Here is a 13,518-nt window from a genome sequence, read left to right as displayed (position 1 = left end):
GCACGCCGCCAGCGTTCGTCCTGAGCCAGGATCAAACTCTCCATAAAAGAAAATTTGATAAAGCTCTAAATTTACACTGGCATCATAATGATGTCCAAAATTTTGTTTCAACTGTTAAGTTAAAACTGTATTTCATTAACGTTTTGTTGTTCAGTTTTCAAGGTTCAAATATGGAGCGGGTGATGAGAATCGAACTCACGACATCAGCTTGGAAGGCTGAGGTTTTACCATTAAACTACACCCGCATATGATATATACAAATTATGGCGCGCCCGGCAGGAGTCGAACCCACAACCTTCTGATCCGTAGTCAGACGCTCTATCCAATTGAGCTACGGGCGCGTATGAATGTATTGCAACTTGGTGCGGCCGAGAGGACTTGAACCTCCACGGGGTTGCCCCCACTAGGCCCTCAACCTAGCGCGTCTGCCATTCCGCCACGACCGCGTTCAATGAAGACACTATTAATTATACACCAATAAATACATTTGTCAAATAAAACTGGTGAGCCATGAAGGACTTGAACCTTCGACCCTCTGATTAAAAGTCAGATGCTCTACCACTGAGCTAATGGCTCTTTAAAAATGGCTGGGGTACCAGGATTCGAACCTGGGCATGACGGAATCAAAATCCGTTGCCTTACCGCTTGGCTATACCCCAATGGCGGTCCCGACCGGAATCGAACCGGCGATCTCCTGCGTGACAGGCAGGCATGTTAACCGCTACACCACGGGACCAACATCATTTTTCGTTTCTTCTTTTATATAAGTGGTGACCCGTACGGGATTCGAACCCGTGTTACCGCCGTGAAAGGGCGGTGTCTTAACCACTTGACCAACGGGCCATGGCTCCGAAGGTAGGACTCGAACCTACGACCGATCGGTTAACAGCCGATTGCTCTACCACTGAGCTACTTCGGAATATTTGCGACTCATCTTGTCGACTTTTATTATTATAGAGAGAGTTATAAAGAAAGTCAACACTTTAAATAAACTTTTTTTATTTTTTTATTTAAAAGTCTTTAAATCCTTATTTCTCAAGGGGTTGTAAGCTATCAATTAAACAACAGCTATTATAGAATGTACACTTTTATAAAAAAACATACAATCATTTATTTAACTTTTTTCAAATTCAATTGTGGGTATTAGACTTTTCAACCGTCATTAAGTGACCTCGACATTTTCCACACCGATATTTGTTTACATCCATTCTTCTTTTTCTTTCATACCGTTGTTTACATTGAACACATTCATAAATATAAAGCTTTGTACTACGTCCCTTCTTATTTTCTTCTATAGTAGAACAAAAACGGGGTGCCCCTACCTTTTTTAACAATGTTCTAAAATCTGTGTCGCGGTGTTTATAACCCATTCCTCTTATATGAAGATGATAATGACATAGTTCATGAAGAATAATTCCCCTTAACTCTTCCATCCCAAATTTTTCGTACGATTTTTTATTAAATTCTATATTATGACTTCTTAATAAGTAACGACCACCAGTTGTACGCAGCCTACTATTGAAATATGCTTTATGTAAAAAAGGTTGATTAAAATATTCCATTGATAATTTTTCTACTAATAATTGTAGTTGCTGATCCGTCATCGTTATCCCCCCGTGTACAAATGTACCATATCCATTCAAATCGCTGCAAAATATGAAAAAACTCTGATTAATAAACAAACTATTAATCAGAGTTATTGTATTATTGGTTTATTTGGTTTTCAGGTGGAATCATCGTTAAAGATATACGACCCTTTTCAACTTCGACTTTATCAACCCAAACCGTGACGATATCTCCTAATGAAATAACTTCTAAAGGATGCTTTATACGACGCTTTTGAAGTTTTGAAATATGAACTAAACCATCTTGTTTTACACCGATATCAACAAATGCTCCAAAATCAACTACATTTCGTACAGTCCCTTGTAGTTCCATTCCTACTTTTAAATCTTCCATTTTTAGTACGTCCGTTTTCAGTAACGGTTGTGGGAAGGCATCCCGTGGATCTCGAGTAGGTTTCATTAAAGTATCTACAATATCTTTTACCGTTACTTCCCCAACACAAAGCTCACTACTTAATGTTGTTAAATCAATATTACCAAGAGCTTCCTCACACTGTTTAGTACCGACATCCTTTTTCGCTAACCCTACAATTGCTAAAATATCCTCCGCTAACTTATAACTTTCCGGGTGAATACCAGTTGCATCAAGAGGGTTTTTTGCTTCTGGAATACGTAAGAAACCGATAGCTTGTTCATAAGTTTTTGCACCTAAACGAGGAATTTTCTTTAATTGGGTACGTGATGTGAATTTGCCACTTTCACTTCTTACATTGACAATATTTTCTGCAACGGTCTTTGATAAACCAGATACATATTGTAAAAGAGAAGCAGATGCCGTATTTACATCGACCCCTACTTGGTTAACTGCCGTTTCTACAATAAACGTTAAAGATTCTGCAAGTTTCTTTTGAGAAACATCATGTTGATATTGCCCAACCCCAACAGCTTTTGGTTCGATTTTTACAAGTTCGGATAAAGGATCTTGCAATCTGCGTGCAATGGAAACGGCACTTCTTTGTTCAACTTGTAAGTCCGGAAACTCATTTCTCGCAACTTCTGATGCAGAATAGACGGACGCCCCTGCCTCGTTAACAATAACGTATGCAACTTCCCTTTCAACTTCCTTTAATACATCGGCTATGAATTGCTCTGTTTCCCGAGAAGCTGTCCCATTTCCAATGGCAATGATAGAAATTGGATACTTTTCTAAAATATCCTTAACTACTGATTTAGACTTTTCTACATCCGGCTTAGGTGGGTGTGGATAAATGGCAGTTACTTCCAACATTTTTCCTGTTTCATCAACTACCGCTAATTTACAACCAGTTCGATAAGCCGGGTCTACACCTAAAACCATTTTACCGCGCATCGGTGGTTGTAATAAAAGACTTTTCAGGTTTTCAGAAAAAATATGAATCGCTTGCGCTTCTGCCTTTTCTGTTAAATCATTTCGTAATTCCCGTTCAATAGATGGCTGAATTAATCGTTTATATCCATCTTCAATGGCCTCTTTTACATGAGGAATAGATGGGGATGAGGAATTTACAGGCAACCATTCCTTTTCCATTAATTGAATAACTCGATCCAATGGAACTTGAATCGTTACTTTTAAAATGTCTGCTTTTTCCCCGCGATTAATCGCTAATGTTCTATGGGGCACAATATGTTTTACTGGTTCCTCATACTCATAATACATTTCAAATACTTTCTTTTCATCTTTGTCCGCATCTTTAACAGAAGTAACGATTCGTCCCTCTCTCCAAGAAAGTTTTCGTAATTGATCCCGTATAGCTGCATCATCAGCAAAACGTTCAGCTAAAATATCTTTCGCTCCTATAATGGCCTCTTCTGCTGAAGTAACACCTTTTTCCTCATTAAGAAATGATAAGGCTAAAATTTCAACGTTTTCTTTTGAAAATTTCATCAGTTCATCTGCTAAAGGTTCCAATCCTTTTTCTTTAGCAATCGTTGCTTTCGTACGACGTTTTTGTTTATATGGTCTATATAAATCTTCCACCCGTTGTAGAACGGTCGCTACCTGAATCGACGCTTGTAGTTCTTCAGTTAATTTTCCTTGTTCATCGATTAAACGGATTACTTCTTCTTTTCTTTGTTCTAATTGTTGTATGTAATGATATCGATCTTCAATCGATTTAATTTGAACTTCATCTAGTGAACCCGTCGCCTCTTTACGATAGCGGGCAATAAATGGCACGGTATTACCATCTTCTAATAATTTTATAACTGCTTCTGCTTGGTGGGGCTTCACATTTGTTTCAGTTGCGATTATTTGTAACATTTTCTTTTCTTCCATCATTTCACAGCCTTTCTAGTTTACATAAGATAATATTAACATTTACTTACTACTTACTTCTATTGTTCATCATTACATTCCATTTTAAATAAAAAAGTCTACTCTTTAACAAACTATTTGAAAGAGTAGACTTGCCTTATTTTTCTACTAATTTTACCGATTTTAAAAATACTAACTACCATTTCCAACTGTAATAGCTTCCTGTAATTTTTTAATCGCCTTCCGCTGTATTCGTGAAACATGCATTTGGGAAATCCCTAACATCTCACCGGTTTCTTTTTGACTCAGTTCTTCAAAATAAGTTAACTTTAATATTTCCTTTTCTCGATTATCCAAAACTTCCATAGCTTCTCCAACTACAATTCGTTGATTTGCTCTTTCAAAACCTTCGTCCTCTTTACCAATTATATCTTGTAGGGTCACTGCGCTCCCATCAGAATCCGCCTCTATTGAATAATCCATAGAAAGTGCTTGGTAACTACTACTCATCTCCATCGCTTCTAAGATGTCTTCTTCTTCGACCTCTAGATATGTAGCAATTTCTTCAATAGAGGGAGACTTTTGCAATTTTGATGTTAAATGCTCTACTGCTACTTTTATTTTTGGCCCTAATTCCTTAATACGCCGAGGAACATGGACATCCCAAGTTTTGTCCCGTAAATAGCGTTTAATCTCACCAACAATAGTTGGAACAGCAAATGCCTCAAAACTTCTACCAAAGGATCTATCGAAACGTTGTATTGCTCCCAATAGGCCAAGCATACCTACTTGAACAATATCTTCATAATTCGGTTTACCATAAGCATATTTTTTTGCTATAGATTCTACAAAGTTTTTATAATGAATCACTAAATTATTTAAAGAAGCGTTATCTTTTGAAAGCTGATATTGCTCAATCCACCTTAAAATTTTATCGTTGGATGTTTGATAATGTGGTGATTGTTTCGTCATCATCTTTCACCTGCTCTCTCGTGACATATTTTGTCATGAAAACAGTGACTCCACCTTCGTTATTATTTACTCTCACCTCATCCATTAAAGTTTCCATTAAATAAAGGCCTAGTCCACCTTCACGTAATAATTCGACATTTTCATCTTCTTGGTAAGGTCCTATTTGGGATTTAATTTCTTCAAAATTAAAACTGTTTCCGTAATCAGATACCATCACTTCTATTTTATGATCATATAATGCATTACCTATAACAATTTCGCCATCGTCATAAGAGTCATAAGCATGTTGAACTACATTTGTAACAGCTTCGCTAACAGCTATTTTCAAGTCTTCTATTTGGTCATAGGAAAAGCCTACACGAGAAGCTAAACCAGATACCGTTAACCGAATCACACCAACGTATTGTGGCTTTGCAGGAACTCTGATTTCAATGTAGTCAAATGCTCGCATGGCTTATCCCACCTTCTTCAATATCCATCAATTCACTAAGCCCTGTAATTTCGAATAATCTTGTTAGTCGTGACGATAAGTTTACTAGTTTTAAGTTTGCATTTTCCTTTGTTGCTCGTTTGTAAAATGCGACAAATACACCAAGCCCTGTACTATCTATATAACTTACCTTTGATAAATCTAATTCAACTGATATTTCGGTAGAAAGGTGAATTTTTTCTAGTTCTTCTCTAAGAGTTGGTGCAGTGAAAGTATCGATTTCTCCTTCAATAAAACCTATAAGTAGATTCCCTTCTTTCCGAAATTGTATATTCACATCCATTGAGGACACCTCCAGTTTCCCTTATTTTTCTTTTCCCTATTAAAAAGCTTTTAAACTTATTTTTTTAATTCATTTTTTAATAATGACAATCGTAAAATCATCTTCTAGTTCGTAATTATGTAAAACTTGTAGCTTTTTATAAATGTTTTCACACATCTCCTGGGCATTTAAATGTCTGCAGGATAAAGCTAGTTCCTTTATATATTGTCTGGGATCAAAATTTTCTTGCTTTCGAAAATCCGTTACTCCATCAGTCATTAGAATGATAAAATCATTTTCATTTAATTTAATATCATGCTGAGAATATTTTACTTCAGGTAAAATTCCTAATAGCAGCTCCTTAGATTCTAAATCGTAATACACTTTCTCTCTTGAATCATAATAAAGAGGCGGTTCATGCCCTGCTGAACTCCATGTAAAAATATCCGTTTCTAAGTCGTATCGGCTATAACACATCGATACAAACATACTGTCATCTACACTTTTTTCAATTAATTGGTTTAACGCTTCAAGAACATAGGATGGATTACTATTTGCATATTCCAATGTATCCAAACCATATTTGACCATCGACATACAAAGGGCCGCAGGAACTCCTTTTCCTACTACATCCGTAACAGCGATACTTAAGTATCTTTTATGGTCATGCATAAAATGCACATAATCCCCATTCATTTTGCGAAGGGGGACAGAAACCATTCCTATATCTAAGTTTTCTGGATTTGGAATCGTCGTTTCCAACAACGTATTTTGGATTCTCGCTGCGACTTCCATTTCGATCCGTAATTCTTCTTGTTTCATTAATAAACTTTGATGTTCCTTTAGTTTCAAACCGAAGTGGACCATTACTTCTATTAAAAAGTCATAGGCATGGATAGTCGACTCCGGGAGATCTTCAATGATTTCTTCCAACGCCTGCTTATGTATACTAATAACCTCTTCTGGACTTACATTTTTTTGAATAAGTCGTTTAATAAAATTTTGACCAGTATATAAATTGCTTTCATTTTGATTGTGAATATAATTTGATAATATTATTTTGTAATCTCTCTTTAGCTGTTCCAATCAATCCACATCCTATCTTAGCCATTTTTCAACTTTAATAGTTGTCCCCTTCCCTACTTCAGATAAAATATGCATGGTGTCTACTAACCTTTTAACAGAAGACAAGCCTCCACCGTAAGAATCACCATCTTCTAGAATCTTTTGTACATCTAATATTCCAGGCCCATGATCTATTGAAGTAATTGAAACCCCTTTCTTATCATCCTTAACTATTCTTTCTATAATAATTTTCCCTACAGGGGCGTATTGAAATATATTTTTAGCTAACTCACCTATTGCGGTAGTTATTCTCGCTTGATCTACTTTATTAAAACCAATTATTTTCGCTTCTTTACGACCTAATTTACGTGCAGTTACAATATCTACCTCTGTTACTATTTCCACCGTTACCTTTTCTGTCATTACTGCACCCCATCTTAGTAGATTTTAGTAATTTTTGTTATAAACCTAATATATATTATCGAGTTACTCAACTTCAAATTTAAATCTATAATTAGCTTAAAATTCCGATAATTCAAGGTAGGAAAGTCTTAATTGCTAAAAATTAATCCGGGTTAAATTTCATAGTCGAACAATTTTCTGCATTATTTAACATTGTCCCCCTTTTTCTAAAAGTCCGGGAAAATATTGAATTTCTAAAAAAAATGACCTAAAAGTAACAATTACTTTTAGGTCATTTCCTTTTTATGTATTAAAATTTCATTAATCCTAGACTTATTTCCAATGCAACATCCACTTTATCCATAAGTTCTTCATCTAGCTGTGTAATCCGATCCGTTAGCCTAGACTTATCTATAGTACGCAATTGTTCAAGCAAAATTACCGAATTACGCTCAAAACCATACTTTTTTGCATCAATTTCGACATGTGTCGGCAATTTTGCTTTTTGAATTTGCGCAGTAATAGCAGCGATGATTACAGTTGGACTAAATCTATTTCCAATGTCGTTCTGAAGGATTAATACTGGCCTAGTACCGCCTTGTTCAGATCCTATTACTGGAGAAAGATCTGCAAAAAACACGTCCCCTCGTTTTACAATCAAAATGTCATCCCCCGCTTACGAGACGCTCTACCATATGTTCCGCTTCATACTCTACATGTAGACATTCGCTACAAATAGACAAATTAATTTGCGACATTTCCACATAGCCTTTCATTAAAGCTTCCCGTATTTGATTTGGTTGCTTGTGCGTCGACAATCTACGAGATGATATATAAACAAAACTTTCATTATCTCGAGATTTTTGCTCAAGAGTTTGATTAAATTCCATTAACATTTCTTGAGGAAATTCTAAAACTTCCTTTAATTCTTCTACTTTTTTCGCGTACAAAACAAGCACCTCCACAAAAACCGTACCATTTCCAAATTCTTTTCTCATTCTATCACCGAATAAGGGAGTTGAAAAGATAGATATAAAAAAAATGTGGCAATCCATGTAGTTTTAACGGTTTTTGATGAAGATTTTGTCGCAATTTACTATTTTTTGTTGTAGATTCTGGGCACTCTCGAGGTAATGATACAAGGAACCTCGTAGTTTATTGTCTCAACTTTTTCTGCCCATTCATCAATTGTTATTTCTTCGTTTTGTTGTTTTCCAATTAAAGTTACTTTTTCACCTATATTATATGCAGCTGGTAATAATATCATACATTGATCCATACAAATTCGACCTATTATTGGTGCACGTGTTCCATTTACCAATACATGTTGACCACTATATTTCCGAATTAAGCCATCAGCATAACCAATTGGGATTGTCCCAATATAAGAAGGTTCAGTAGCCGTAAATGTTGCTCCATATCCAATCGATTGACCCGGTTGAATTAACTTTACTTCAACTAATTCTGTTTCTAATGAGAAAGCCGTTTGTAACGGGAACGGTAATTTCGTTTTTACATAGGCAGAAGGTGCAAGCCCGTACATTGAAATTCCAAATCGTACTGCATCGTATTGAAGTTGTTGATCTTTTATTAACATTGTTGCAGTGTTAGCAGCATGTACAATTCGCGGTTTTACAGGTAAAGAGCTAATAAACTGTTCAAACTTACTTACTTGGTGATTGAAGTAGGTTTCATCCTCTTCATCTGCCGTAGCAAAGTGGGTGAATACACCATCAACAAGTAAATTATCAGAAGAGGAAATTGCCTTATATAAGTTCATCAAGTCTTCTATTGTTGTGACACCTATTCTACCCATGCCTGTGTCGATTTTAATATGTAATTTTAATGGATTAGATAGGGTTAATGCCTTCACTTGATCTACCCAATCAGAAGAAAATACGGTTAAAGTGATGTTTTCCTTTGCAGCAAAAGGAGCAAAAGAAACAGGGGCATAACCTAAAATCAAAATATCAATATTAGGGAAATGCTTGCGGATATGAAGTGCTTCCTCAGGTGTCGCTACAGCTAGCATGGTTGCCCCTGCTTCAATTGCTGTAGCAGCCACCTCTACATCTCCATGTCCGTAAGCATTCGCCTTAACAACTGCCATAATTTGAACACCTTTTTTGAGATGTTCTTTTAAACGTAGAACGTTATGTTTAATTGCTTCTAAATTAATAATTGCTCTAGTTGGACGGAAGTGCTGTATTTTTTGCATTTTTATTTTACCCTCTTCTACGATTTTCAAACTTCAAATTTTTGTCATTTTTAATATATTATATTCTCTCCAACTATCCTGTCCACCTATTTTTTATTTTAGACCGCCTGGCGTTAAAGAACTTGCGACTGCTATCATTTCATCTTTCGTTAAGTTATTCGATGCGATAAAGAATGACATGCCATCGCGTTCCCAACTAATCGAGTTATCTGTAATTGCTCCAATCGTAAATCCTAAATCTGCCGGATCACCTGGTGCATATACAGGTAGAGTTGACGTCTCTTCATAGACAATCGGTTGTTGTACAAGGGTGAATGATTTTTCCCCATCAAAGGTTAAAATAACTCGTTCTACCCCTTCTTCAGCAACCTTTTGCTCGTCAGCCAATGTCGCCCAGTCTAAAGTTGGATAATATGTTTGGAATTCTGTATTTTCTACTTCTGCACTTGCACTAGCAGTTTCTTCCTCATCCTCAGAAAACTTTTCTACTGCGTATTCACTTTCTTTATGTTGCATACCTAGATCAATATTTTTAAATGTAATGACCATTTGTTCTTCTTGAGCTTCGTTTAATACTGAAACGGAAGTTGGAAGCATTGTTTTCTTATCTACTACAATTTTTTGAGTTGGCATAATGCTTTTATGGTTATTTCTTGTAGCTGCAGTAAAGATGTAATTTTTGTCATCTTCTTCCATTTTCACTTTTTCATCTGCTAACAGATCTTCTGCTAATGCTCCGATAAGGTAGGCTTGGCTATTTTGTTTCGGCCATTCACTTTGGAACTTGTACGTTTTTCTTAAAGAAGGTGTAACAACAAAGACACCTTCCTTATTTCGGATAATCATCTGTGTAACATCTTCACCTTGTTGAGTTACTTTTACTCGGTAAAAATCCGGCTCTGTATGCCACACATTTACATCGTAAACTCTTGGTTCAGTACCTGTTTTAATTTCCATTGAGGCATCTAGTTCATATCCTTTTACATCATTCCATTTGTCATTTAGATCCTTTAAAACATCCTCCTGTGAATTTCCACCACAAGCCGCAAGCACTAGCACACTTAACAACATGACAATAAAAGCGATTAATTTGTGTCGCAAAACTCCATCCTTTCTTCTACTTTCAGCTCCGTACGTCAAATATATGAGTGGTTGTCTAATTTTATGCTATCACTTTTGGACAACATCCCAAATTATTATTCTGTTATGTAACTATTGCATTAAGATAATTTGGGCTGCCGCATACTCTTTTGTATGGGTAATACTGACATGTCCACTCACTTTTTTTCCGTCGAAAAATAAAGTTGGTTTCCCTAATTCATCTTTTAACACTTCAATTTGACGAAACTCACATCCTTTTCCAATGCCAGTACCATTCGCTTTTGAATATGCCTCTTTGGCCGCAAACCTCCCCGCTAAAAATTCAACTTTTCTCTGGTCTGATAATTGATGAAATAGTTCCAATTCCCGTTCAGATAATATCCGCTTTTGAAATTTCTCTGAACGTTCCATTGCCTTTTTTATTCTTGGGATTTCTGCTATGTCTAGTCCAATTCCTTTTATCATATGGATATTCTCCTTTTATTATTAATAAAATACAATGTATAATGAAGTTAGAGGTGAATATATGTTTATTCGTAGAGAAAACTTTAGCCAATTTATTAAATTTTATCCTGTTGTAACTACTCTCATTGCGATAAATTTAATTGTATATATTTTAACCGTACTTCCGATTATCGGAGATTATATTTTTTATTCGGGTATGAGTGTGAATTATTTAATTGAAGATGGACAATGGTGGCGAATAATAACTTCCATCTTTATTCATGGCGGATTTATACATCTTTTATTTAATATGTTTTCGTTATTTTTATTTGGCCCAGAACTTGAGAAAATAGCTGGAAAAGCTCGCTTTATTACAATTTATTTGTTAGCTGGTATTTTCGGTAACGTTGTTACATTTGTTTTCCAAGAAGGAATGTATGCTAGTGTAGGAGCTAGCGGTGCAATCTTTGGTATTTTTGGTGCTTTTGCTGCGCTAGTTTACTATACTCGACGTACAATGCCGCAATTAAAGCAAATCATTATGCCCCTCATTATTATAAGTGTGATTATTACGTTTTTATCACCGAATGTAAATAGTGCAAGTCATTTAGGCGGGTTAATTACCGGATTTTTACTAGGTCTATCCTATTTCTCCCCTAAGAATATTATTCGTTGGAGAAAAAATTTATAGAAAAAAGGCAATCTAATTGATTGCCTTTTTTATTGTTATAACTTTTATTTTTCAAACCATTCCATTACTGCTTCCACATCTTCCAATTCTAAATTTCTCGCCCGAGCCGTAGCCCCCATCATTCCGGACATGACCGTTGCTTGAAACGTAGCAATACTGCGTCTTTTTTGAAAATAACTTTGTTTACTTTCCAAAGCTTGAATTCGTTTTTTCTCAACAACAAAGGTTACACGGCTCAACATCCGATAGACAATTGTCAATTGTTGTCCATTCATTGCATATCCTGTTGTTCGATATTGCCATAACCCAATCATAATGGCAGGGATGATGATTAAAACAGACAACAATCCATACGGGTACCAAAAGTAGGTACAAATTGCCACTAGTGGCACGAGCCATAAAAAATCAATTCGATAAAAGAACGGTTTTGCTTTTTTAGGTGGTTTGGTTAATGTCTGTTCCCATTCCAAATGGGGGAATAAATTTTGAAGTGGATGGAATAGGTCCTTTTTCGAAATAAGAGGAAACAATATAACTTTTTGATCTTTATCTCCAAATCCTCCACTTGCACTTTCAACGGCAACCGCTGCAAAACCAAACCATTGTCTTAATGGATTTTCAACTATTTTAATCGCCTGTATTCGATTTAAAGGAATCGTTACTTTTTTCTTCTCCAACAAACCTCTCGTAATGATTAATCGATCATTTTCTTCTACAACCGTAAAATCATAATAGTTAACGAATGTAATTAGAACGGATACAAGCCAAGTTAATAAAAGAGCACCTATAACGGATAATGCTATAATAACAAAACCAAATTTAATAAGGGAAGAAACTTCCTCAAACAATTTTTCATAAGGAATTAAATCTCCTAATTGGGATAACAAAGCGACTATCCCTGCAAGAACCACACCAATACTATTCGAAGTTGTCGCTAGAATAATTAAGTCTTTAGTGTTCATTTTGTGAATTACTTTTGCATTTTGTACGGCCGTCTCTTCTAAAACGGTACTTTCATTTATTTCAAGATGTTCAGTTTCTTGTTTAACCTTACGAGTTATATCTTCAATATCATTGGCAGCCTCTTTTGTAATAGCCGTTAATACGACTTCCGGTTTTCCGTTTGTACTACCGGCAGTTTCAACCATTACTTGGACAAGACCGAAAATGCGATGAAAAATTCCTTCTTTATAGTTAAAACTTTGAATACGATCAAAGGGTATATATCGTTTTTTCTTAATAAAAAGGCCGTATTCCACTCGTAATTCATCTTCTTCAAACCAATAAACAAAGGTCCACCATTTAATTACTCCAGAAAATAAATAAACAATCGAAATCAAACTAAGGATGGCTAAAGGGAATATATTTGACCAAAAGCCTTCCTCAAGCGGATTGAAGGAAAAGTTCAACCCATTGGCAACTATAAGAATGATAAATGGCAAAATTAATTCCTTCAAGCCTTTAACAAAGTTAATAATCGCAGCAACCGGATGGAGTTTATAACGTTTTTCAGACATCATCTTCAGCCACCCTTGCTAAAATAGAAATTCGCCCTCGGAGATCATCTGCTTCTTTTGTAATAAGCATCGGAATGATATGGGTTGTAGCAGCCGTTGAGATTGAAATATTCGCTAAATCATATTTCTTTAATATTGGCCCCTGTACCGTATCGACATGTTGCACCCGTACCATTGGTATCAAAGTTCTTTTGACAACGAATAATCCACTTTGAATCTCAATTTCATGTTCTCGAACTTCATAGCGCCAATGATCCCAACGGATTTTAGGGAAAAGCCAAACCGACGTGATGGCGACAATAATAACAACTGCTACAGCTATGTAATAAATAATCGGTAACCATTCAAATTTATAAGTTAAAAAACTTGCTACAGCAGCTAGAACTGCCATAAAGAGCGTATTAAAAAGACCATATAAACGCCATACGGTTAACCCTTTCTTTGGGATTTGAAACATCAATTGATTTCTCATAAAGCATCCACACCTCATCTCTCTTC

15 protein-coding genes and 8 tRNA genes are annotated in these 13,518 nt (G+C 35.8%); 1 reads left to right on the top strand and 22 read right to left on the bottom strand.

Going from position 1 to position 13,518, the window contains the following annotated elements; all coding sequences use genetic code 11:
- Positions 1–171: 171 nt before the first annotated feature.
- The 20 genes from EC501_RS14085 to acpS form a co-directional block, all read right to left on the bottom strand.
- A tRNA-Gly gene (locus EC501_RS14085) sits at positions 172–245 on the bottom strand.
- Between the two features lie 19 nt (positions 246–264).
- Positions 265–341, bottom strand: a tRNA-Arg gene (locus EC501_RS14080).
- A 19-nt stretch (positions 342–360) separates the two neighbouring features.
- A tRNA-Leu gene (locus EC501_RS14075) sits at positions 361–446 on the bottom strand.
- Between the two features lie 55 nt (positions 447–501).
- Positions 502–576, bottom strand: a tRNA-Lys gene (locus EC501_RS14070).
- 8 nt (positions 577–584) lie between these two features.
- Positions 585–659, bottom strand: a tRNA-Gln gene (locus EC501_RS14065).
- Between the two features lies 1 nt (position 660).
- Positions 661–736, bottom strand: a tRNA-Asp gene (locus EC501_RS14060).
- A gap of 32 nt (positions 737–768) precedes the next feature.
- Positions 769–843: transfer RNA gene (locus tag EC501_RS14055), tRNA-Glu, on the bottom strand.
- 1 nt (position 844) lies between these two features.
- A tRNA-Asn gene (locus tag EC501_RS14050) sits at positions 845–919 on the bottom strand.
- 211 nt (positions 920–1,130) lie between these two features.
- The gene (locus EC501_RS14045; RefSeq protein ID WP_122972936.1) at positions 1,131–1,604 is read right to left on the bottom strand and encodes a SprT family protein; all 474 of its coding nucleotides are present in this window, start codon (positions 1,602–1,604) and stop codon (positions 1,131–1,133) included.
- A 100-nt stretch (positions 1,605–1,704) separates the two neighbouring features.
- Positions 1,705–3,879, bottom strand: a complete 2,175-nt coding sequence (locus EC501_RS14040; protein ID WP_122972935.1) for a Tex family protein — start codon at positions 3,877–3,879, stop codon at positions 1,705–1,707.
- 171 nt (positions 3,880–4,050) lie between these two features.
- On the bottom strand, positions 4,051–4,830 hold the full coding sequence (gene sigB / locus EC501_RS14035; protein ID WP_122972934.1) for an RNA polymerase sigma factor SigB: 780 nt from the start codon (positions 4,828–4,830) through the stop codon (positions 4,051–4,053).
- Complete coding sequence (rsbW, locus tag EC501_RS14030; protein ID WP_122972933.1) at positions 4,790–5,281, bottom strand: anti-sigma B factor RsbW; 492 nt, start codon at positions 5,279–5,281, stop codon at positions 4,790–4,792. The genes sigB and rsbW overlap by 41 nt, the downstream gene beginning before the upstream one ends.
- Complete coding sequence (locus EC501_RS14025) at positions 5,268–5,603, bottom strand: STAS domain-containing protein (protein WP_122972932.1); 336 nt, start codon at positions 5,601–5,603, stop codon at positions 5,268–5,270. The genes rsbW and EC501_RS14025 overlap by 14 nt, the downstream gene beginning before the upstream one ends.
- A gap of 69 nt (positions 5,604–5,672) precedes the next feature.
- Entirely contained in the window at positions 5,673–6,668 is a 996-nt protein-coding gene (locus EC501_RS14020) for a PP2C family protein-serine/threonine phosphatase (RefSeq protein ID WP_122972931.1), read from the bottom strand.
- A gap of 12 nt (positions 6,669–6,680) precedes the next feature.
- Positions 6,681–7,070, bottom strand: a complete 390-nt coding sequence (locus tag EC501_RS14015; protein ID WP_122972930.1) for an ATP-binding protein — start codon at positions 7,068–7,070, stop codon at positions 6,681–6,683.
- A gap of 289 nt (positions 7,071–7,359) precedes the next feature.
- On the bottom strand, positions 7,360–7,710 hold the full coding sequence (locus EC501_RS14010) for a type II toxin-antitoxin system PemK/MazF family toxin (RefSeq protein WP_122972929.1): 351 nt from the start codon (positions 7,708–7,710) through the stop codon (positions 7,360–7,362).
- Positions 7,711–7,714: 4 nt separating this feature from the next.
- Positions 7,715–7,945, bottom strand: coding sequence for a transcriptional regulator (locus EC501_RS14005; protein ID WP_241559360.1), 231 nt, complete (start codon positions 7,943–7,945; stop codon positions 7,715–7,717).
- A gap of 200 nt (positions 7,946–8,145) precedes the next feature.
- Positions 8,146–9,267, bottom strand: a complete 1,122-nt coding sequence (gene alr, locus EC501_RS14000; RefSeq protein WP_122972927.1) for an alanine racemase — start codon at positions 9,265–9,267, stop codon at positions 8,146–8,148.
- A gap of 93 nt (positions 9,268–9,360) precedes the next feature.
- Positions 9,361–10,338 carry a LolA family protein gene (locus tag EC501_RS13995; protein ID WP_406927628.1) on the bottom strand — a complete coding sequence of 326 codons (978 nt, stop codon included), beginning with the start codon at positions 10,336–10,338 and terminating at the stop codon, positions 9,361–9,363.
- A 141-nt stretch (positions 10,339–10,479) separates the two neighbouring features.
- Positions 10,480–10,833, bottom strand: a complete 354-nt coding sequence (gene acpS / locus EC501_RS13990) for a holo-ACP synthase (protein WP_122972925.1) — start codon at positions 10,831–10,833, stop codon at positions 10,480–10,482.
- Between the two features lie 61 nt (positions 10,834–10,894).
- On the opposite strand from acpS, the gene EC501_RS13985 reads away from it, so the two are divergent.
- Positions 10,895–11,503 carry a rhomboid family intramembrane serine protease gene (locus tag EC501_RS13985; RefSeq protein ID WP_122972924.1) on the top strand — a complete coding sequence of 203 codons (609 nt, stop codon included), beginning with the start codon at positions 10,895–10,897 and terminating at the stop codon, positions 11,501–11,503.
- Between the two features lie 44 nt (positions 11,504–11,547).
- On the opposite strand, the gene EC501_RS13980 is transcribed toward EC501_RS13985, so the two are convergent.
- Both EC501_RS13980 and EC501_RS13975 read right to left on the bottom strand, forming a co-directional pair.
- Positions 11,548–13,020 carry a PH domain-containing protein gene (locus tag EC501_RS13980; protein ID WP_122972923.1) on the bottom strand — a complete coding sequence of 491 codons (1,473 nt, stop codon included), beginning with the start codon at positions 13,018–13,020 and terminating at the stop codon, positions 11,548–11,550.
- A complete protein-coding gene (locus EC501_RS13975; protein ID WP_122972922.1) occupies positions 13,013–13,492 on the bottom strand; it encodes a PH domain-containing protein in 480 nt (159 codons plus the stop codon). Before EC501_RS13975 ends, EC501_RS13980 begins: the two co-directional genes overlap by 8 nt.
- Positions 13,493–13,518: the final 26 nt, after the last annotated feature.

The sequence above is a fragment of the Lysinibacillus halotolerans genome (assembly GCF_003711845.1).
Taxonomy (GTDB): Bacteria; Bacillota; Bacilli; order Bacillales_A; family Planococcaceae; genus Ureibacillus; species Ureibacillus halotolerans.
Note: the sequence above shows the minus strand (reverse complement) of the source record. Positions and strands in the feature narration are given on the sequence as shown.

Bases quoted from the DNA above. Each gene is read 5' to 3' on its own strand.
- alr (WP_122972927.1), bottom strand. From the start codon at position 9,267: ATGCAAAAAATACAGCACTTCCGTCCAACTAGAGCAATTATTAATTTA.
- EC501_RS13980 (WP_122972923.1), bottom strand. From the start codon at position 13,020: ATGTCTGAAAAACGTTATAAACTCCATCCGGTTGCTGCGATTATTAAC.
- EC501_RS14025 (WP_122972932.1), bottom strand. From the start codon at position 5,603: ATGGATGTGAATATACAATTTCGGAAAGAAGGGAATCTACTTATAGGT.
- EC501_RS13985 (WP_122972924.1), top strand. From the start codon at position 10,895: ATGTTTATTCGTAGAGAAAACTTTAGCCAATTTATTAAATTTTATCCT.
- EC501_RS14045 (WP_122972936.1), bottom strand. From the start codon at position 1,604: ATGACGGATCAGCAACTACAATTATTAGTAGAAAAATTATCAATGGAA.
- EC501_RS14005 (WP_241559360.1), bottom strand. From the start codon at position 7,945: ATGTTAATGGAATTTAATCAAACTCTTGAGCAAAAATCTCGAGATAAT.
- acpS (WP_122972925.1), bottom strand. From the start codon at position 10,833: ATGATAAAAGGAATTGGACTAGACATAGCAGAAATCCCAAGAATAAAA.
- EC501_RS14040 (WP_122972935.1), bottom strand. From the start codon at position 3,879: ATGGAAGAAAAGAAAATGTTACAAATAATCGCAACTGAAACAAATGTG.
- EC501_RS13995 (WP_406927628.1), bottom strand. From the start codon at position 10,338: ATGTTGTTAAGTGTGCTAGTGCTTGCGGCTTGTGGTGGAAATTCACAG.
- rsbW (WP_122972933.1), bottom strand. From the start codon at position 5,281: ATGCGAGCATTTGACTACATTGAAATCAGAGTTCCTGCAAAGCCACAA.
- sigB (WP_122972934.1), bottom strand. From the start codon at position 4,830: ATGACGAAACAATCACCACATTATCAAACATCCAACGATAAAATTTTA.
- EC501_RS13975 (WP_122972922.1), bottom strand. From the start codon at position 13,492: ATGAGAAATCAATTGATGTTTCAAATCCCAAAGAAAGGGTTAACCGTA.
- EC501_RS14015 (WP_122972930.1), bottom strand. From the start codon at position 7,070: ATGACAGAAAAGGTAACGGTGGAAATAGTAACAGAGGTAGATATTGTA.